Genomic DNA, 19,606 nt, shown 5'->3' on the forward strand with positions numbered 1-19,606 from the left:
AATGAGGATGTGCGGACGCTATTCGTTTAATACGACCCATGCGCAACGCTTGCGGCACCTGACCGAGCTGTTGGCGCAACGCGGTGTTAAGGTGCAGACTGGTGAGGTTGCTCCTGGCGACCAGATGGCGGTCGTGACGGGGAAGAACACCCACATGGTAGTCACAGCGGTACGCTGGGGCTTTCCGGGATATAGTGGCGGGCGTCCGCTGATCAATGCCCGGGCCGAGAGTGTACTGTCCAAGCCAACGTTTCGTGACGCCTTTTTAAACCAGCGGTGCGTGTTTCCCAGTGACGCGTTTTATGAATGGGACGCGAGCCACACCCGGTTCAGCTTTGCCCAGCCAGATGGCGGACTGATTTTTTTGGCGGGTTTTATTCGGCAGTACCCCGATGGGCCGCGTGGCATCATCCTGACGACCGCCCCCAATAGTGATGTTCGCGCTGTGCACGACCGGATGCCGCTCATGGTTCCCGAAGCACGGTTACGTGACTGGATCATGGACGAGGCTTGCGCGCAGAAACTGTTGCAGGCGCGAATGGGGGCGTTAACGGCCACCCGCCAGATTGGCTTGGGTCAGGATATGCCGTTGGGTCTGGAGGAGTAATTACTGCCGGGTTAATGCTGAATGACAGCTTAATCAGCGTTCTGTATGGGCAAAAGATAAGAAAAATGTGCCCGAAATGTGAAAATGTAGTTGACTTCTAATTTTACTCACGTTATGATGAATGCATCCTCATTAAGAGGGGCAAATCTTCCACAACGAAAGGGGCAATGATCATGACTCAATGTCAGATTACATTCACAGCAGTGACACGAATGAACACAGTAAAGAACAACCAGGTTGCCTCCGCGTTGTTGTGCTTGCGTGCGTTGTAATTCATGTGGGCGGGTAGCTACCCGCTAAATGATGAACGTTTCGGGCCCATTTTTAGTAGTGGGCTGCACGTAGGTACCCGGCAAAACATCTTGCCGGCGGGGGTATTTTTTATGCTTAAAATTAACTTTGTGGCACCAAAATTGTTGTTGAACACGACTAATGCAGCGTTGTTGTTGCGTTAATGAAGCTTTGCTAGCAGGAATGCTAGTCGTGAACGTGTGACCCACGGTGGTGGGTCAAGATAACAATTTTGGTGCCATTTTCTGTCTGCAGACGGAAAATGGCGGCCACCCGTGGTAGTACGGCGCGGGGTGGGCGTCATTTTTTGTACCCTGAAACGGGGAAAACGGGCGGGAAAAGCAGGTGTGGCACACATAAACGGATGCAGTTAGGTGCAAACAGAAAGGGTTAAATAACATGGCAACAACAGCGTATGTGCACGTGAATTTGTTTAACGGACAGGATGATGGTTTTATTCCCAACTCATGGTTGGTTGTTGATAATACGACCGGGCGGGTCACGGCGACCGGCCACGGACCCACTCCCAATACTGATCAAGTTGTGGATGTGGCAGATAAGTTCATCATGCCCGGAATGATCAATACACATGTTCATGTTGATGCCGATGCTAATCACACGATGGATGGTCCGATAACTGAAACTGAGGTCACGTTGATGGCGCTGGCAAATCTACGGCAGGCGCTTCAGGCTGGCGTAACGTATGTACGCAACTTAGGTACTGGTCACGATGTGGATATTAAACTACGTGACGCGCAGCAGCGTTATCACTTTCCCGCCCCCGGTATTGTGGCGTCGGGACGCCTGATTTCATCGACCGGTGGCAACGGCGATGGTCCGTATCACGAACGCAACGCCTCGTACATTGTCGATTCTCCTGACGAGATGCGTCGTGTAGTACGGCAGATCATTAAGAATGGTGCAGATGTCGTTAAGGTGCTGGTAACCGGTGGGGTGATGTCCAAAGGTGATGATCCCCGTGATGTTGGGTTCTCAGCGGAAGAGCTAGCGGTGGCCGTTAGCGAGGCCCACGCACGGCGCCGCAAAGCCGTGGCTCACGCACAAGGTACTACAGGCATTCAGATGGCTTTAGACGCCGGATTTGATTCAATTGAACACGGCATTTACTTGAATGCGGAGGAAGCGCGGGTGATGAGTGAACGGGGCGTCTATTTGGTGCCCACACTCAACGCGGTGGAGTCCATCGTGCGTGATGGACGAGGGCACATTCCAGATTACATGGTGGATAAGGCTACTACGTTGAGCAATGCGTTCTTTGATAACATGCGCCAAGCAGTGGCGTTAGGTGTACCCATGACGACTGGGACGGATGCAGGTACCACGTTTAATGATTTTGGTACTGGTTATTGGGATGAGTTGCACTTGATGGTGCATAAAATCGGCGTTTCACCGCAACAAACGTTGTATAACGCCACAATCAACGGAGCCCGGTTGTTGGGGATTGATCAAGATTATGGAACGTTAACGGTTGGCAAATTTGCCGACTTCATCGTGTTGTCGGCGAGCCCGTTAGCAGATATCGATGCGGTGCGTGAAGCCGATAAGCAGGTTTTCCAGCACGGCGAGCGTAAATTTTAGACAACATCACGGAATGAGGAAGAAAAATGCATAACAAGATAAATGGGCGCATGAAAACAATGAGTAAAGTATTTGGAATTATTGCAGCAGTTGGCCTGTCTGGGGTTGCCCTGTCTGCTTGTGGACAAAAAGCCGCAGCCGCCAGCAACCAAAACATCAGTGTTGGCATTGCCAGTGAAATTCAGATGCTTGATCCTGTGCACGATGTGGATACTACCAGTAGTGAAATAATTGGGAACACTGAGGAAGGCCTGGTCACGATGGGTAAGCAGAATAAAGCTGAGCCGGGAATCGCCAAGTCGTGGACCAAAAGCAAGGATGGTTTAACTTACACCTTTAACTTACGGCATGACGCTAAGTGGAATGACGGCACCCCAGTGACCGCCCAGGATTTTGTTTACGGTTGGCGGCGTGGTGTTGACCCTAAAACCGCAGCTGAAAATGCGTACCTGTTCTCTGGTATTAAAAATGCGGACGCTATTATTGCCAACAAAAAGGATCCTGATCAATTAGGCATCCAGGCTAACGGAAAGTACCAAGTCACTGTGACTTTAGAGCACCCTATTTCGTACTTTGAACAGTTAGTGCAGAGTGCAATTTTCCTTCCTCAGGAGCAAAAAGTAGTGCAGAAGTACGGTAAGAAGTACGGAACGGATGCCACTAAGGTTGCCTACGATGGGCCGTACACCATCAAGAAGTGGAACGGCAGCGGTGATTCATGGACGCTCACGAAGAATAACCACTACTGGAATCCGAATAATGTTCACCTTAATCAAGTGACGTACCAAGTCGTTAAGGAATCTTCCACGGGTCTCAACATGTTTGAATCCGGGCAGATTGACCAAACGACGTTGATCGGCAACCAAGTACAAAACGAGAAAAACAACAAGAGCTACACCAAGGTCGCTAGTGGTTCAAATTACTTCGTGCAGTTAAACCAGAAGAGCCCTAGCAGTACTATTTTGAAGAAAGCATTTAACAACGTTGACATCCGTAAGGCCCTCTCGCTATCAATTGACCGCCAGTCGTTCGTCAACAACACGTTAAATGATGGTTCGACGGCCGCCCTCGGCATCGTAACGACCGGCATGGGCCAGAATCCGTCGGGTGGTGAGGACTTTGCCAAGGCTGCTTACGTAAAGAATGATGCTGACAGCGGGGTCAATTACAACATTGCGCTGGCAAAGCAACTGTGGGCCAAGGGCATGAAGGAAATTGGTGCAACGTCGCTGAACGTCACGTTAACTGCCGATGATGATGATACGCACGATACCATCGTTCAATACCTTCAGAACGCGTGGACGAAGAACCTCAAAGGCATGCGGGTGACGGTGCGCAAAGTGCCTAAGACTACACGGGTAAAGTACCTGCAGACCGGCAACTTTGATGCCATCATCTCTGGATGGAGTCCCGACTATAGTGATCCGTCAACTTTCCTAGATATGTTCACGACCGGTAACTCCTATAACTTTGGTGATTACAGCAACAGTAAATTTGATGCCGACATGAAGACTGCAGACAACACGGCGGACGCGAAAACCCGGTGGAATGCCATGGTGAATGCTGAACAGACGCTGATGAAGGATCAGGGAGTCATTCCGCTTTACCAGCTGTCCACTTCATACCTACGTAACACGAAACTTAAGAACGTCATTATTAACCCGGCCGGCGGCAACCCTGGCTGGCGCGGCGTGTACCTAGCAAACAAGTAACAATAATCATTATTGGAGGATATGCTTATGACTGAAACACGGACAACAACAACGAATGATATTAAGGCAGGCACGCCCGCAGAACGGGCGGCTGTTGAACAATTTGCAATGGACTATTTCCCTGAGGTGGCGCCATACGTCAAGATCCCCAGCATTTCGGTGCAGGGCAAGGGCATTGACAAAACGGTGGCCTGGTTGACGCAAAAGTTCGCATCAATTGGTGCTCGCCGTGTGGAGGCGTGGGACGATCAGGGTGGCAACCCCGTCGTCTTTGCCGAGTTTGGTGGTGCCAGTGACCGTACCATTATGTTTTACAACCACTACGACGTCCAGCCACCGGAACCCATTGAGGAATGGCGGACGGAACCGTTTGCACCAACCTTCCAGGATGACGGTACCATCCGGGCACGCGGAATCGCGGATGATAAGGGCGAACTGATGTCGCGTATTACCGCGATGCAATTCATGTATGATCATGGTGGTTACCCGTGTCACATTAAGTTTGTGGTTGAGGGCGAAGAAGAAATTGGTTCCATCCACTTCAATGATTACGTGCAGGCACACCAGGCGGACCTGGCGTGTGATGCCTGTGTGTGGGAAGGTGGCAGTATCAACGAGCAGGGTCACTTTACTATTACTGGTGGGGTGAAGGGCTGCGTGGCCTTCGACATGAGTGTGCAGACGGCGGATGTGGATATGCACTCCTCCATGGCTGCCTACGTAGACAACGCTGCTTGGCGCATGGTTGAGGCTTTGAACTCCATTCGCACCCCGGATGGCCACATCAAAGTCGATGGTTACTATGACCACATTGAACCCATTAGCCAGTCGGGGCGCGATGCAGTTGCCAAGATGGACTTTGACGCGGCGGGCATTCGCGAACGGACGGGAATGCGGACAGCATTCACGACGGATGACCCTAAAATGGCCAGCGTCACTACACCAACGATGACCATTAATGGCATTGAGGCCGGGTATAACGGGCACGGCGTCAAAACCGTCATTCCCCGCTACGCCAAGGCCAAAATCGACTGCCGCATCGTGCCGGGCCAAGACGCGCATACCGTCTACCACATGATTCGGCAACAGTTGGACCGTAACGGCTTTAAGGACGTGGAAATGCACTTTAACTTGGCTGAAGAGGCCTTCCGGTCCGACATTGATTCGCCATTTTTCAAGGAAGCAGAGTGGGTTGCCAAAACGGTGTACGGTGACGATAACGTACGCGTGATTCCGAACAGTGCCGGTAGTGGCCCCGAAGCGCAAATGGATGCGGCCATTCATGCCCCCATCGTGTCGGTAGGTTGCGGCTACTTTGGCGCTGGTGCCCACGCCCCGAATGAAAGTCTGCGGGTGCATGATTATCAGTGGGGCACGTACTTCATGATGCAGTTGATGCGCGCGGTCGGTGCACAGCAGTAGCCATTCACGGTGGGTACAGCGGGGAATGACTGGTGCCAAGTTTTCGGGGGACACTTAGGGGGGCAGCAAAGTCATTTGCTGGCCCCTTATGTTGCACACACGCATTGTTGGTCCGTGCGCCCCAGAAATTCGCAATTAAATGGTAAAAGGATTAGAATGTGATTACAATAATATCAAAGATTGCACCTGAGGAGGGATTGTTTTGCGCGTACGCACAACGGATTTATACAACATCAAGACTTTGTCACGGCCCGTCCCGACCGCGGCGGGCGTGGTGTTTAACGAGAATTGGATCGATCAGGCCCATAATGATTATCGGCACCGCTTGTACTTCCAAAACCGGGCCACGGGGGCGCGGGTTAGTTTAGGTCACGATCAGCAACACGATACCGCGGCGGCCTTGGGGCCAGACGGGTCGACCATTGCTTTTTTGAGCCACGATGCTGCGGGTCACGACCAGGTCTTTACGCAGGCCTTTACTGGCGGAGCGGCGACCCAGCGTACTTGGTTTGCAGACGGTGTCACGGGGTTCCAGTGGGATCCCACTGGTGATGGTTGGTTTGTGCAGGTGACGGAACAACATCCCCAGCACCCAACAACTCTGCCCCACGCCACGCGGGTCACGCGTCTGCACTACCAGGACAACGGGCCGTGGTTGCTAGATGAACGTCGCCGGTTCCTACTATATAAACAGGGCTGGGCGCAGGCAGCGACCCAGCAGTTGTACCAGGATGACACCACGTTTACCCTGGCGGCGGTGAGTGCGCAAGGACAATTAGCCCTAGACCGTACCGTTGCCACTGACCGGCCGCAGCGGGTGGCAAGTGTGCTGTTGCTGTTGACGCCCGGGCAGGATCAGCCGGTGCGTCTCGATACCGGTATGGAGTTCGGGACGTTTAGCGCGGTGGCCTTCAGTCCGGACGGGCACCAGTTGCTGTTTGCGGGTAATCCCAACGAGGATACGGGGTGGCTGTCACAGACCCTGTTTGTCGCGGATTGCCAAAGTGGCGCGGTGCGGCGTGTCTTTGATGATGAAGATGTGGAAATCGGGGCCGAGTTAGCCGCTGATACGCAACAGAACCTTAGTGGGCGTGTGGCTGCGTGGAATGATAACCAGCAAATTACCTACGCGTCGTCCCGGCACGGCTGTGTGGGGTTACGTACCATCGACAACGATGGCCACACGCAAGTCGTTGTTGACGGGCGTTTACACGTGACCGACTTTGCGCTGACTGCCGATGGTCAGGGCGTGTATTACACGCAAAGTACCATCACGACCCCGAGCCAGTTGTACTACTGCGCAGTGGGTGCGTCCGAGCCCGAATTAGTGTACGATCCCAACACTACGTGGTCGCAGGAGCATACGACGGTGGCGCCCGACGATTTCAGCTTTGACCGTGAGGGCCGGCATCTGCAGGGCTGGTATTACCGGCCAGTTGGGGTACCAGCAGGAACCGCCCACCCAGCAATCTTGTACGTGCATGGTGGCCCCTTCGCGGCGTACGGTGAGACGTTCTACCACGAGCTACAGGTGTTGGCTAATGCTGGTTACGGTGTCATTACGTTGAACCCGCGGGGCGGGGCGACGTACGGCAACGACTTTGCACACGACGTCTTTGCCGATTATGGTGATAATGATTTTGCTGACCTGATGCAGGCGGTGGATGTGGCTGAACAACTGGATCCCGATATTGACGACACCCACGTTTACGCCACGGGTGGTTCATACGGGGGCTTTATGTCCAACTGGATCGAAACGCACACGGACCGTTTCCGGGCCGTGGCTACCTGCCGTTCCATCTCCAACTGGGTCAGCATGTTTGGGACCAGTGACATTGGTTGGGACTTCCTCCCCACCAACCTGGACGACCGGTGGGAAAGTGGCCTGGAAAACGCCGCCGCATGGTGGGACCGCAGCCCACTCAAGTACGTTGACCAGGCCCAGTCACCGATTCTGATTTTGCACGGTGAGGAAGATCGCCGTTGCCCAATTGAGCAGGGTGAGCAGTTCTACAACGCCTTGAAGTTGCAAGGGGTGGAGACGGAGTTTGTCCGCTTCCCTGGGAGTAACCACGAACTTTCCCGGTCGGGCCTGCCAAACCTACGTATTGAGCGTATGGAAGCCATTATGGAATGGTTTCAACGCCACGCCTAAACGGTCGTGAGCCAATAAAACAGCGTTACCCGTACCTGCCACCTGCATGGCTGGGTGGGGTAGCGCTGCTTTGATTTACTGGTTAGCTTGGATCAGGTAATGGCGCAGCTTAATCAGCCAAGCGGTCCAATTGTGTCTGATCATCACCACTCAGGGTGATGTTAGCGGCCGCAATGTTCTGGACGGCATGGTCTGGGTTCGAGGTGCCCGGAATCGGCAGGATAACGTCGGAACGCTGCAATAACCAAGCCAACGCAATTTGTGCGGGGCTGGCATTGTACTTGGCAGCAATGGTGGACAGCGTGTCGCCCGCGGTCAACTTACCCGTTGCGAGTGGGAACCACGGGATGAACGCAATGTGCTCTTGGGTGGCATAATTTAGCACGTCCTCATCAGCCCGGTCAATCAGGTTGTACCGATTTTGTACGGATACGATTGGAGCTACCTTACGGGCGGCTTTGATTTGGTCGACTGAGACTTGGCTCAACCCAATGTGCTTGATCTTGCCTTCCTTTTGCATGTCGGCCAGAACACCAACCTGTTCCTCGATGCTGTAGCGGCTATCAATGCGGTGCAACTGCATCAGGTCAATGTGGTCCAAGCCCAACGTGAACAAGTTCAGTTCAACTTGCTGGCGTAGGTAAGCGGGGTCGCCCAACTCCGTCCACTTGTTTGGGCCCTGGCGGGTAAAGCCCACCTTGGTTGCTACCATGACCTTGGCGTTGGGCCGCTGGCGCAACGCGTCGCGGACGTACAGGTTGGAATATAGCGGGCCGTAAGCATCGGCGGTATCGATAAAGTTGACGCCGTGATCGATGGCGGTCGTGATGACCTCGCTGGCACGCTTCGGGTCGGTAGCGGGGCCCCAGACACCTTTGCCGGGTAGCTGCATGGTACCGTAGCCCAAGCGGTTAACGACTAGGTCGTCATCAAAACGGAACTGTTTTTGCATGAACAATACTTCCTTTCCGTAGTACGTGTCATCACCAAAGTAACGATGAGTAACTCACGTACTTCCATCTTACAACCATAAGTGGACTTGTGGTCAATCAACTTACAAAAAAATAGTTTACGTCATAATCTGGTGTATGATGAAAGCAAAGCGATTAAGGAGGACAAAAGATGCACGCAGTAATTGCACGAAACCAACAGTTGGTTGATGAAACGCTCACAGATCCGACGCCATTGCCCCATGATGTGGTGGTGGCCGTCGACGCCGTGGCCATCAATCCCCACGACGTGAAGGCTTTAGCCCGGGTAACTGGCGATGATCAACAAGTGTTTGGTTACGACGCGGTCGGCCGCGTGGTGGCCATGGGTGACCAAGCGCAAAAGTATCAGGTTGGTGACCGCATCATGTACGCGGGTTCGGCTGTCCGCCCGGGGGCATGGGCGGAGCAGGAAGCCGTTGACGAACGCCTGACAGCACTGGTCCCTGATGCATTAACGGACTGGGCGCCACTGGCGGGGATGCCGCTGACGTCTTTGACCGCCTGGGAGATCCTCTTCGATAAGGTGGGGTTTATCCCGGCGGCGGATGCCAATCTTGGCCGTAGCGTGCTGGTGCTTAATGGTGCTGGTGGCGTTGGCAGTATTTTGAGCCAGTTAGCCCACTGGGCGGGCATCAAGGTCTACGCCACTGCCAGCCCACGGCATTATGATTGGTTGCGCCAAAACGGCGTGGACGTTACGTTGGATTATCATGAGGACCTGGAAGCCCAGATGGCCGGCACGACCGTTGATGCCACCATCAACTTAATGGGTGTGGATCAGTACCTGACGGAATCGGTCCACTTGACCCGGCCGTTCGGTCACATCGTCAACGTTGGTGGTAATGATGACCACTTTCCTATCCGCCGACTACAAAGTCGCGCCCAATCACTAGACTGGGAATTGATGTTTACCAAGAGCAAGTACGGCTACGAGCTGGACTCTCAAGGTGAGATTCTCAGCCACGTATTGCAACTACTGGTCGACGGGACGATCCACCACACCACGACGACGATCATTCGGGGCGGAATCGACGCCGCACACCTGAACCAGGCGCGCACGCAACTTGAGACGGGCCACCAAGCGGGCAAAATTGTCATTACGCGCGCATAACCAATTCTGATGAGCACCGCCACCCGCATGATGGCGGTGCTTTGTTGTCCCTTAGTGTGTGTCATGATTATGAAAGTATGGCGTTGGAAAGTGGGGTATTGGGACGTGCACAACGTCCAACCTTTGCCCAACATGGTGTACACTGGTGATATTGAATTATGAGGACGGTGGATGAGTTTTGGGGACGATTAGACACGTTTTTTGTGATATGGACGGCACGCTGCTGAATAGTGCTGGCGTTGTTAGTGCCACGAATGCCGCGATGATCAAGCACAGCGGGGTGCCACTCACCCTGGTATCAGCACGTGCACCCATGGAGATGGCCGCCGCCATCCACATGCTAAATTTGCACGCCCCACAAATCGGTTTTAACGGGGGCTTGATTTACCAACCGGGTGCCCATGGCTGGAACGTGATTAGTCAGCGGACCATCGAGTTTTTGGCGGCCACGACGCTGTTGCGGGCGGTGGCCACGGATTTTCCCAATGTCAGCCTCAGTTTTTATGACCTGAACCGATGGTATGCCGACCGTGTGACGCCTGGTTTGCGCTATGAAGCTAAACTGACCGGCCAAACCCCGACGTTGGCTGATTGGCGGACCGTCCTGACCAGTCCCACGGAACCGGTCTTTAAGGTGATGATGATCACCTTTGATCGTGACGAAATGGCGCGTCTACAACAATTTGTCCGGAGCCTGCAACTACCTCACGTGGCGATTGCGCAGTCGGGGACGGCGTACCTAGAGGTGACCCATATTGAAGCACAAAAGTCGCGCGGCATCAACTACATCATGACGCGTGAACACCTCCAGCCGGCTGATACCGCGGCATTTGGTGATGGTCATAACGACCTACCCATGCTGAAGATGGTGGGCACGCCGGTGGTGATGGCAAACGCCCTGCCTGAGATCAAAGCGGTGGGCCAAGTGATCACCAAGTCCAACGATGAGGATGGTGTGGGTTACGGCCTGCAGCAACTCTTGTAAAAAGCGTCACAATAAAGAAGGTGTACCGATATTCATTATCGGTACACCTTCTTTGACGTTATGGCTCTGGGACGGGCAGACGTTCAATAATCGGCCGCCAATCAGCCACAATTTTGTCGATGTTAAAGTCTTGTGCGCGCTTCAAGGACTGTTCCGCGTAGTACTTACGTAATTCACGGTTGGCAATCATGCGGTTGAGGTGGTGCATAAAGTCGTCGGGATCGCCGGGGCGCGTGATGATGCCGAACTCGTCGTTACCGATAAACTCACGGCTGCCGGTGTTTTCCATGGCCACAATGGGTAACCCGAAGGCCATTGCCTCACCAATCACGAGGGGCATCCCCTCCCAACGCGAGGTGGAAGCAAAGATGGCTGCGTCTTCGTAGTGCTGTGTGAGCTCCGCGTCCTTGAGTGGGCCGCGGAAATGGACGCGGTCGTGTAAGTGCCAGAAATCCATCAGTTGGTTAAAGACGGCCATGTTTTCGTCGTCGCCGCTACCAGCAATGTTGATATGCCAGCCGGGGTAGAGGTTGCGCGTGGCTTCGAGCAGCAAGTCAATGCCCTTGTGCTCGATGGCGATGCGCCCGGTGAAGGCTACCGATTGCGTGTCCAGGTTTGCGCGTCCGGTGGCCTGGATGGTAATGGGGTTGTAGATTTTGACCGTGTGCTGGTTGTACGCGCTGTACGAGTGGAAGTCGGATTCCGTGAGCGTCACCAGGGTGTCCACGGCGCGTAGACCAGCGCGGAACTCCTTGCGCATGTAACCGTAATAGTCGTTGACGTAGGTGTCGTAATTATTGTGCATCCAGCCAATTAAGCCCACGGCGGGCAGTTTGGCGCGAATCAGGGGGGCAAAACTGGTCAGGAGTCCGGCCGGGAGGATGACCATGTCGATTTTAAGTCGTTCAATGGTCGCCAGCATATCACCAATCTGGTCGGCGAATACTTCGTAGGGTTGGCTACCGAAGAAGTTAGCCCGGTGTGGATCAGTTGGTGGATCCGCGATGATCAGGGGGGCGTCAAGTTCAAAGTAGCGGGGGGCGTCGGCCAACGAGTAATAATACATATCGTAATGGTCGGTGAGCGCGTTGGCCAGCACAGTCGAGGCTCGTTTGACGCCGTCCATCACCACATTTTCCAAAGCCATCATTACTTTCATTGCGGTCACCCCCGTTTGATTAGCGTTTACGTATCTAAACAATTGTTAATGCCTTATATCAATTATACGCGTATTGGTTACCTAATAGCAATATTCTGACGAATAGTAACCGGTTACGGGTGGCGTACCAACAAGAATAGTTCTTGGCGAAGGCTAAACCAGAACGGTACATGACAGGATGTCATATTCTAATCTTGTAAGTGTATTCACGTCCGATAATATGACAACTAGCATTAGTGATTGAACTTGACCCGCATCAAGGTCGTTGGGGTGGCCTCCGAGTTAGCCTATAGTCATGCAGCAGCAATTAAGTTAATGGAGGCGATTGATGATGCGGTGGCAACAATATTTGAACCAACATCCTGGTCAGGCAAGTTTGGTGTTGGCAGGGTTGATCCTTGTGAGCTGGTTGGTAGGGTGGCTACGACTACCCGCCGTGGCGTTAGGGGTGATGTACCTGGCTGGCGTTCTGGGCACTATACCGATTGCGTTACGGGCATGGAGCGCGTTGCGCATGCGGACGGTCAGTATTGAATTGCTGGTGACCATTGCGTGTGTAGGGGCGTTGGCCATTGGCGAGCCGAATGAGGCTGCCATTGTGACCTTCCTGTTTCTTTTTGGTAACGTGCTGGAAGCCCGCACGTTAGCCAAAACCCGGTCGGCAGTGCGCGCCCTGACGGACATGGCTCCGCAACAGGCCGCTGTAGTTGACGCGGCGGGACACGTGGCCGCCATGGATATTGACGATATTGAACCTGGTATGCACGTGCGGGTTCGGCCTGGCGATCAGGTCCCCGTGGACGGGACGGTGGTGGAGGGCACGGCCCGACTGGTAGAAGCCGTCATTACGGGTGAAGCTGCACCGGTGGCTAAAACTACTGGTGACCAGGTCTATGCCGGTGCCACCGTCGATAGCGGCGCGCTGACCATTAACACGACGGCAGCCGGAGAGGACAGCACCTTTGGCCAAATCGTGGCCCTGGTGGAAGATGCCCAGGATGCACAGGCTCCGGTTGCGCGGTTCATTGACCGCTTTGCCCGGTACTACACGCCCGCCGTGATGGTGATTGCGTTACTTGTCGGCCTGGTTACATTGGACGTGCGGTTGGCCATTACCATGCTGGTGCTTGGTTGCCCCGGCGCGCTGGTGATCGGTGCGCCGGTGGCGAATGTGGCCGGTATCGGCCGCGCGGCGAGTCAGGGAATTTTGTTCAAAGGCGGCGCCACGACCGACGCGCTCGCCGGTGTGGATACGATCATGCTCGACAAGACCGGCACGATTACTACTGGGAAAATGACGTTGAGCCACCTGCACGACTTTGTGGGGCATGCGGACGCGGACCTGGCGTTGCTGGCGGCCATTGAGGCTGATTCCCAGCACCCGCTGGCGCAGGCCATCATGCGGGCAGCCCGGGAGCAGCACTTACCGCTACCAAGTGCGCCGGCCATGACGACCGTGAAGGGCCGTGGCCTGGTGAGTGCTGATGGGCGGTATTTAGTCGGTAACTTACGGTTGATGCAGTCGCACCAGGTGCCCATTACTGGGGACGCTCAAGCTGGAATGAATGACATTCAGCGGCACGGTGATTCGGTGGTATTGCTGGCAGTGGCGGGGCAGTTACGGTTGGCGGTCGGCATTAACGATGTGGTGCGACCAGACGCGGCGGCGGGCTTAACGGCGTTGAAGCAACGGGGCATTCAGCATGTGGTCATGCTGACGGGCGATAACCACGCGTCTGCACAACACATTGCGGCCGGGTTACCGATCGACTCAGTGCAAGCAGAGCTGCTGCCGGCGGACAAACTGACCGTGGTCCGGCAAGCACAAGCGGCAGGGCACAAAGTTGCCTTCGTGGGTGATGGCATTAACGACGCCCCCGCACTCGCTACGGCGGATGTTGGTATCGGCATGGGTGGCGGTACTGCGGTAGCGCTCGATACGGCCGATGTTGTATTGGTCCGGCCCACCTTTGCCACACTGACCCAGGCCGTGCACCTCGCGCGAGCGACGCGGTCGGTCACGCGCCAAAACATTGTGATCGCGGTGGGCACGGTGGCGTTATTGTTGCTGGGCCTGGTACTCGGTGTCGTACAAATGGCCAGTGGCATGCTGGTGCACGAAGCGTCCATTCTGGTGGTCATCGCTAACGCCCTGCGCTTGTTGCACCACCAGCGCGGGCCAAAAACAACGCAACTTGATCAGCATCAAGTTAATGTGGCGGTAACCAAGGTAAATTAAGGGTAGTGAAAGGACTGATCAATGATGACAATGGCAATTTTGAAGTTAGACGGACTGACTTGCCCGTCCTGTATGCAGAAAATCGAGCACGCCGTGGCGGGTGTTGACGGGGTGCAGGCCGTCAAGGTGCTATTTAACGCGGCCAAGCTAAAGGCCAAGTTCGACCCGCACGTCACGAGTGCGGACGCCTTGAGCACGGTGGTCTCTAAGTTGGGTTATACGGTTGTGGGTAGCAAAGTAAAGGAGTTGGCGTAATGGCAACGGCAGAAGCGTTGTATCAAGTTGAACAGGAGCGAGCTGAGCATGACCATCACGTCCCCACGGCTGGGGCAATGATCAACCACATTCTGAGTAACCACGTGATTCTCACTAATAAGTTGCGTCAGGCGACGTGGTTTATTCGCGGGGTCGCAGCTCCGCAACTGGCTACCGCGTTACGGACGACCAATCAGGAAAATAGTACTTGGATCGACCGGGTTGCGGACGCCTTACTGGATGAGGGCGAAATTCCCGCTAATTTGATGTCCGAATACGCATCCTGGACGATGCTCAAGGAAGACGGGGCCCAGAAGTATCGTGATACAGACACCATCATCAACGGGTTAGTGCACGATTGGGATACCGATAACCTGTTCGTTACGCGCGCAATTGCTTTGGCCAATCAGGAAGAGCGGCCAGCATTGGCAGCGACAATGACGGCGTTGTACGGCTGGAACCGGCACCAGATCCGACTGTACCAGGCCGTGCTGGGGCACGCCGCCCGGACTGGTCTGGATGATGAGGATGATGACGATGACGCGTTTTAGGCGCGTATAATGTTGGTGGGAGGTGAGTGGCATGGACATCCAGGCATCCATCGAGTGTGTACAATTGGTGCCAATTTTTCGGCAGCTCGATGAAACGGCCGTGCGGGCCATCGCAGCGTTGGTCCGTGACCATACGTACCAGGCCCGGGAGCAACTGTTTACCGCGGGCACCGATGCCGACACGTTAGTGATCATTGCGCGGGGACAGGTCAAAGTCACACAGTCAACCGCCAGCGGCCGTGAACAACTGCTACGATTACTGCAGCTGGGCGACTTTGATGGTGAAGCCGTCCTATTTACGCCGACAGAGCGGACCACCACGGCCACGGCGTTGACGGCGGTACAGGCGTGCACCATTAGTCGCCAGGACTTTCAGCACCTGCTGCAGGCCACGCCACCGTTGGCGCTAAACGTGCTCAATGCCCTGGGTCAGCGGGTGGTCAGGCTGGAAGCCCAAGCCACGGCGGCCAACACCACTAGCGTCGCAGCTCGGCTAGCCAATTACCTGGTGGAAACCAGTGCGGGAATGGGACACCAGGCGTTTGACTTACCACTACCCAAAAAGGACCTGGCCGCCTATTTGGGGACCACGCCCGAAACGGTCAGTCGCAAGTTGGCCGAGTTTAGTACGCGCGGGTGGATCACCCAAACCGGCCGGCGCCACATCGCTATCAACAACAGTGACGCGTTGCTGACGGTAGAATAATTTTTACAGGTAGCATTGACTTAGAGGTCCACAACTCCCAACGAGTTGTGGACCTCTTGGCGTTTAGTCCTGGCAATTACGGCATCAAGAAAGGGCTTGCAAGTTGAGCGGTAATCGGGCATGCTGGAGGTAAATAATGTGCGTCGGGATGAACGCACACCGGAAGGGACCAGTTAGTATGCAGACACCGCGTGGTTTGGTTTTCTTTGACCTAGACAAAACGCTTCTCAACCCGCAACACCACGTTGACCCGGCTGTTCGCCAAGCCTTGGATGAACTACGGGCGCGCGGGTACCAACCCGTGATCGCCACGGGACGCCCGGCGGCGGGAATCCGGGACGTGATGGTGGCCAGTGGTATTGACAGTTTGGTGGCGCTGAACGGCCAGTATGTGGAGCTAGCGGGGACGGTGGTCTATGCCCAGACGATGCCGACCACCGTGGTGAACCAGCTGACCGCGATGGCGGCCCAACGGCACGTAATGCTGGGCTACTACAATGCTGATGGTGAGTGGCTATCGGGGATGAGTCCGGCCGTTGTGGCTGGTTACGCCGCCATTGCCAAACCAACGCCGCCGGTGCGCCCAAGGGATTACCAGACGCAGCCTGTGTACATGATGATGGCCTTCACCGAAAACCGGACGGATGATCAGGTGCTGGGTGCGGCCTTTCCCGGCTTAAGTTTCTTCCGCAATTTTGATTACGATATCGACATCATTCCCCGCAACGCCAGCAAGGTTCGCGGGATTCAGGCGGTGCAAGCTGCGGTTAGTCAGTCAGTGCCCACGTTTGCGTTTGGGGACGGGTTGAACGACCGGGAGATGATTGCGTACGTCGATCACGGAGTGGCCATGGGCAACGCGCTACCAGCAGTGAAGGCCGCGGCTACTTACGTCACCACAAATTTTGATCATGGCGGTGTTATTAATGGTCTCCAACACCTCGGCCTCATTGACTAGCTGTTTTACAAGAAAGCGCTTGCAAAATCAACCGATGCCTGTTATTATTCGGGTGTAAGAAGGGGCGGTGGTTTTATGGAATCCCGTAACCATGACACGTCGCTATTAATAGGTATTGGGTTAGGCCAAGTTCTCGGGGTACTGTTTGGTGGACTAACACACAACGTTCCGGTTGGCTTTGCTGTGGGTTCGTTTATCGGTATCATTTTGGGTGCTGCCGGCGTATTCCCGCTACGTAATTGGTAGTCACCGCATCATAAAAAAGCACAATGGCACCAAACGGATTGTCCGCGTGGTGCCATTGTGCTTTTTGTTGTGTTAGCGGAACGGGTTCCAGAACCGGCCATCATTGACCTTAAAGAGCGCGATGCCGAGGATAATAATCAGGACGGTTGCGAGCAGCGTTAGCCAGTCACTGGCGTGAAAGTCACGGCCCATGTACCACGTGCGCTTACGGTAACGCCCAAAGCGGCGTAGCTCCATGGCGCGACTGACCGTATCGATGCGGTCTAGGCTGGCAAAGACCAGCGGGATCAAGATCTTACCCGCGCCCTGCAGCCGTTGCCAGAGGTTGGCTTTGCGGGACAGTTCGTACCCGCGGGCTTGTTGCGCTAAGCTAATTTGGTGGTACTCACTTTGCACGTCCGGAATGTACCGGAGTGCTAGGGCCACCGAGTAACTGACCTTGTAGGACAAGCCGACTTTGTTCAAACTTGAGGCGAACTCGCTCGGGTTGGTGGTCATCAGAAAAATCAAGGCTAGCGGCACCGTGACGATGTACTTAAGGGTCAAATTCAGTTCGTAGAATAACTGTTCTTGGGTCAGCGTGAAGTAACCCGTGCTACCGAGGATCAGGTGGCGCGTACCGTACAGGTGGACACCATACTCCGGGCTGAATACGTAGACCGCCAGCAGGTTCAGAATGGAAAAGAACAGGATGAACTTAGTCACCAGGCGAATTTGTCGCCAAGTGATGTGTGCCTGTTTGAACAGGATCAACGACATGATGGTGATGGCCGCTAGGAAACGGGCGTCGTAGGAAATCATCGCAATGATGGACAGGCCCAGAAATGCAAGCAGCTTGGTGGCGCCGCTGAGGTGGTGTAGCCAGGTGTCCTGGTCGTCAAAGCCAAATAATTGGAAGCTCATTAGCGGCGCACACTCCTTTCCGTATCAATGACGTGCTGAGTAAAAGCATCGGGGTCGATGCCAGTACGTTCTGCCAGTTGGTAAAGGCTGGTAGGGGCTAAAGCAGCGGCACTGACCACTTCGGGGTTGGCGAGCACCGTGGACGGGCGGGCATCGAGCATGACACCCTGGTCACCCAGCACTACCGTGCGGTTAGCATACTCGAGCATGAGGTGCATATCGTGGGTAATGAACATCATGGTGATACCCTGCTGGTTTAGTTGTTCCAAAAACGTCATCATGTCTGTGTAGTGGCGCCAGTCCTGACCGGCAGTTGGTTCATCGAGAATCAGCAGTTCGGGTTGGAGCACCAGGATACTGGCAATGGTCACCCGTTTGCGCTGGCCAAAACTCAATGCGTTGATGGGCCAGTTGCGGAACGGATACAGGCCACAAATCTTGAGGGTGTCATCCACGCGCTTGGTGATGGTGTCGTCGTCTAGTCCGCGGAGGCGTAAACCGAGGCCGACTTCGTCCCGAATCATCACTTGGCTGATCATCTGGTTGGGGTCCTGCATGATGTAGCCGATCTTGTCGGCCCGTTCCTTCACGGATAGGGTAGCGAGGTCAACTTTCTGGTCGCCATCGTGGTAAGTGAGGTGGCCCGCTGCGGGGTTCAGGAAACCGGTAATAATTTGACTCAGTGTCGACTTACCCACCCCGTTGCGACCAACAAGGGCCAACATATCACCGCGGTTGATAGTCAAGTTCAGGCCGTCAAAGATTGGCGTGTGCCGGTTGTAACCAAAGTGGAGGTCGGTAACGTCTAGTAGTGGTGTCCGCGCGACTGTGGGTGGTGTGGCTGCGGCGCCGTCCTGCCAGTGCTGCAAAGTGGGTGCCAGAGCTTGAGTATCGAGGGCAGTGATGTCCTCAATGTGGTCGACCTGGTTCAGGTCGCACCCAGCGTAGCGCAGGGCTTCGACGTACAGCGGTTCCCGCAAGCCAATTTGCTGCAGCCGGTTACTACGCAGAAGCTCGGCGGGGGTGAGGTCGCCAATAATACGTCCGTCCGCCATCAGGATCACCCGGTCCACGGGCCGCGTCAGTACGTCCTCGATTTGGTGCTCAATGATGATGACGGTATTGTGTAATTGTTGGTGCAACTTGTCGATTAAGGCAATCGACTTGCGCCCACTTGCGGGATCCAGTGCAGCTAAGGGTTCATCAAATAGGAGGATGTCGCCGTCATCGATCAATACGCCCGCCATCGCGTCACGCTGCTTTTGGCCCCCCGATAGTTCCTGGGGGGATTGGTGCAACTGCGCGGCGATGCCCAAACGCGTCGCCCATTCCTCCACCCGTTGGTGCATCTCCGGTCGGGCGACGCGGTCATTTTCGAGCCCAAAGGCGATGTCTTCCGCAGTGGTGAGGCCGATAAACTGGCTGTCCGGATCCTGCAACACGGTACCGACCAGCAAGGATAAGTCGAACAGGCTGGCGTCTTGGGTGTCCTGATCGCCGATGCGGACGGTCCCGGTCACATGTCCCTTGATGGAGTGGGGGATGGAACCGTTGATCAGGTTGCCGAGCGTAGACTTACCCGAACCGGACGGGCCCGCAATCAGCACCTTTTCACCGGCGTGAATGGTGAGGTTGATGTCGTGGAGCGTCGGCTCAGCCTGACTTTCGTACTGAAAATTAACGTGGTCGAATGTAATTGCTGGCATGTTGTCTCC

17 protein-coding genes are annotated in these 19,606 nt (G+C 54.9%); 13 read left to right on the top strand and 4 right to left on the bottom strand.

Going from position 1 to position 19,606, the window contains the following annotated elements:
* Positions 1 to 7: 7 nt before the first annotated feature.
* The 5 genes from FD19_RS07430 (at position 8) to FD19_RS07455 (ending at position 7,786) form a co-directional block, all read left to right on the top strand.
* Positions 8 to 607 carry an SOS response-associated peptidase gene (locus tag FD19_RS07430; protein ID WP_056969560.1) on the top strand — a complete coding sequence of 200 codons (600 nt, stop codon included), beginning with the start codon at positions 8 to 10 and terminating at the stop codon, positions 605 to 607.
* Between the two features lie 690 nt (positions 608 to 1,297).
* Positions 1,298 to 2,497, top strand: coding sequence for a metal-dependent hydrolase family protein (locus FD19_RS07440; protein ID WP_056969564.1), 1,200 nt, complete (start codon positions 1,298 to 1,300; stop codon positions 2,495 to 2,497).
* A gap of 59 nt (positions 2,498 to 2,556) precedes the next feature.
* Positions 2,557 to 4,209, top strand: a complete 1,653-nt coding sequence (locus FD19_RS07445) for a peptide ABC transporter substrate-binding protein (RefSeq protein WP_162205194.1) — start codon at positions 2,557 to 2,559, stop codon at positions 4,207 to 4,209.
* Between the two features lie 27 nt (positions 4,210 to 4,236).
* Entirely contained in the window at positions 4,237 to 5,631 is a 1,395-nt protein-coding gene (locus FD19_RS07450) for a M20/M25/M40 family metallo-hydrolase (RefSeq protein ID WP_082619532.1), read from the top strand.
* A gap of 202 nt (positions 5,632 to 5,833) precedes the next feature.
* A complete protein-coding gene (locus FD19_RS07455; RefSeq protein WP_056969567.1) occupies positions 5,834 to 7,786 on the top strand; it encodes a S9 family peptidase in 1,953 nt (650 codons plus the stop codon).
* A 109-nt stretch (positions 7,787 to 7,895) separates the two neighbouring features.
* Here the strand turns inward: FD19_RS07455 and FD19_RS07460 are convergent, their stop codons facing one another.
* A complete protein-coding gene (locus FD19_RS07460; RefSeq protein WP_056969569.1) occupies positions 7,896 to 8,738 on the bottom strand; it encodes an aldo/keto reductase in 843 nt (280 codons plus the stop codon).
* Positions 8,739 to 8,908: 170 nt separating this feature from the next.
* On the opposite strand from FD19_RS07460, the gene FD19_RS07465 reads away from it, so the two are divergent.
* Together FD19_RS07465 and FD19_RS07470 are read left to right on the top strand one after the other, a co-directional pair.
* Complete coding sequence (locus FD19_RS07465) at positions 8,909 to 9,889, top strand: zinc-binding dehydrogenase (protein WP_056969571.1); 981 nt, start codon at positions 8,909 to 8,911, stop codon at positions 9,887 to 9,889.
* A 178-nt stretch (positions 9,890 to 10,067) separates the two neighbouring features.
* Complete coding sequence (locus FD19_RS07470) at positions 10,068 to 10,874, top strand: Cof-type HAD-IIB family hydrolase (protein WP_156639673.1); 807 nt, start codon at positions 10,068 to 10,070, stop codon at positions 10,872 to 10,874.
* Between the two features lie 58 nt (positions 10,875 to 10,932).
* On the opposite strand, the gene FD19_RS07475 is transcribed toward FD19_RS07470, so the two are convergent.
* Positions 10,933 to 12,033, bottom strand: a complete 1,101-nt coding sequence (locus tag FD19_RS07475; protein WP_056969573.1) for a glycosyltransferase — start codon at positions 12,031 to 12,033, stop codon at positions 10,933 to 10,935.
* 331 nt (positions 12,034 to 12,364) lie between these two features.
* On the opposite strand from FD19_RS07475, the gene FD19_RS07480 reads away from it, so the two are divergent.
* The 6 genes from FD19_RS07480 to FD19_RS09755 all read left to right on the top strand — a co-directional run bounded on the left by FD19_RS07480 (position 12,365) and on the right by FD19_RS09755 (position 16,988).
* Positions 12,365 to 14,272, top strand: coding sequence for a heavy metal translocating P-type ATPase (locus FD19_RS07480; protein ID WP_054750670.1), 1,908 nt, complete (start codon positions 12,365 to 12,367; stop codon positions 14,270 to 14,272).
* Between the two features lie 24 nt (positions 14,273 to 14,296).
* Positions 14,297 to 14,527, top strand: a complete 231-nt coding sequence (locus FD19_RS07485; RefSeq protein WP_054750570.1) for a heavy-metal-associated domain-containing protein — start codon at positions 14,297 to 14,299, stop codon at positions 14,525 to 14,527.
* On the top strand, positions 14,527 to 15,078 hold the full coding sequence (locus FD19_RS07490) for a ferritin-like domain-containing protein (protein ID WP_054750569.1): 552 nt from the start codon (positions 14,527 to 14,529) through the stop codon (positions 15,076 to 15,078). The genes FD19_RS07485 and FD19_RS07490 overlap by 1 nt, the downstream gene beginning before the upstream one ends.
* 31 nt (positions 15,079 to 15,109) lie before the next feature.
* Positions 15,110 to 15,784, top strand: coding sequence for a Crp/Fnr family transcriptional regulator (locus FD19_RS07495; protein WP_054750568.1), 675 nt, complete (start codon positions 15,110 to 15,112; stop codon positions 15,782 to 15,784).
* A 178-nt stretch (positions 15,785 to 15,962) separates the two neighbouring features.
* Positions 15,963 to 16,742, top strand: coding sequence for a Cof-type HAD-IIB family hydrolase (locus tag FD19_RS07500; RefSeq protein WP_162259464.1), 780 nt, complete (start codon positions 15,963 to 15,965; stop codon positions 16,740 to 16,742).
* Between the two features lie 75 nt (positions 16,743 to 16,817).
* On the top strand, positions 16,818 to 16,988 hold the full coding sequence (locus tag FD19_RS09755) for a hypothetical protein (RefSeq protein ID WP_156321900.1): 171 nt from the start codon (positions 16,818 to 16,820) through the stop codon (positions 16,986 to 16,988).
* A 72-nt stretch (positions 16,989 to 17,060) separates the two neighbouring features.
* On the opposite strand, the gene FD19_RS07505 is transcribed toward FD19_RS09755, so the two are convergent.
* Together FD19_RS07505 and FD19_RS07510 are read right to left on the bottom strand one after the other, a co-directional pair.
* The gene (locus FD19_RS07505; protein ID WP_054750566.1) at positions 17,061 to 17,891 is read right to left on the bottom strand and encodes an energy-coupling factor transporter transmembrane component T family protein; all 831 of its coding nucleotides are present in this window, start codon (positions 17,889 to 17,891) and stop codon (positions 17,061 to 17,063) included.
* Positions 17,891 to 19,597 (bottom strand): ABC transporter ATP-binding protein, encoded by a 1,707-nt coding sequence (locus FD19_RS07510; protein ID WP_056969574.1) that lies wholly within the window; start codon positions 19,595 to 19,597, stop codon positions 17,891 to 17,893. Before FD19_RS07510 ends, FD19_RS07505 begins: the two co-directional genes overlap by 1 nt.
* Positions 19,598 to 19,606: the final 9 nt, after the last annotated feature.

Origin of the sequence: Lacticaseibacillus thailandensis DSM 22698 = JCM 13996 (genome assembly GCF_001436135.1) — a bacterium.
Taxonomy (GTDB): Bacteria; Bacillota; Bacilli; order Lactobacillales; family Lactobacillaceae; genus Lacticaseibacillus; species Lacticaseibacillus thailandensis.

Bases quoted from the DNA above. Each gene is read 5' to 3' on its own strand.
- FD19_RS07475 (WP_056969573.1), bottom strand. From the start codon at position 12,033: ATGAAAGTAATGATGGCTTTGGAAAATGTGGTGATGGACGGCGTCAAA.
- FD19_RS07505 (WP_054750566.1), bottom strand. From the start codon at position 17,891: ATGAGCTTCCAATTATTTGGCTTTGACGACCAGGACACCTGGCTACAC.
- FD19_RS07500 (WP_162259464.1), top strand. From the start codon at position 15,963: ATGCAGACACCGCGTGGTTTGGTTTTCTTTGACCTAGACAAAACGCTT.
- FD19_RS07440 (WP_056969564.1), top strand. From the start codon at position 1,298: ATGGCAACAACAGCGTATGTGCACGTGAATTTGTTTAACGGACAGGAT.
- FD19_RS07465 (WP_056969571.1), top strand. From the start codon at position 8,909: ATGCACGCAGTAATTGCACGAAACCAACAGTTGGTTGATGAAACGCTC.
- FD19_RS07510 (WP_056969574.1), bottom strand. From the start codon at position 19,597: ATGCCAGCAATTACATTCGACCACGTTAATTTTCAGTACGAAAGTCAG.
- FD19_RS07480 (WP_054750670.1), top strand. From the start codon at position 12,365: ATGCGGTGGCAACAATATTTGAACCAACATCCTGGTCAGGCAAGTTTG.
- FD19_RS07445 (WP_162205194.1), top strand. From the start codon at position 2,557: ATGAGTAAAGTATTTGGAATTATTGCAGCAGTTGGCCTGTCTGGGGTT.
- FD19_RS07490 (WP_054750569.1), top strand. From the start codon at position 14,527: ATGGCAACGGCAGAAGCGTTGTATCAAGTTGAACAGGAGCGAGCTGAG.
- FD19_RS07450 (WP_082619532.1), top strand. From the start codon at position 4,237: ATGACTGAAACACGGACAACAACAACGAATGATATTAAGGCAGGCACG.
- FD19_RS07460 (WP_056969569.1), bottom strand. From the start codon at position 8,738: ATGCAAAAACAGTTCCGTTTTGATGACGACCTAGTCGTTAACCGCTTG.
- FD19_RS07485 (WP_054750570.1), top strand. From the start codon at position 14,297: ATGACAATGGCAATTTTGAAGTTAGACGGACTGACTTGCCCGTCCTGT.
- FD19_RS07495 (WP_054750568.1), top strand. From the start codon at position 15,110: ATGGACATCCAGGCATCCATCGAGTGTGTACAATTGGTGCCAATTTTT.
- FD19_RS07430 (WP_056969560.1), top strand. From the start codon at position 8: ATGTGCGGACGCTATTCGTTTAATACGACCCATGCGCAACGCTTGCGG.
- FD19_RS09755 (WP_156321900.1), top strand. From the start codon at position 16,818: ATGGAATCCCGTAACCATGACACGTCGCTATTAATAGGTATTGGGTTA.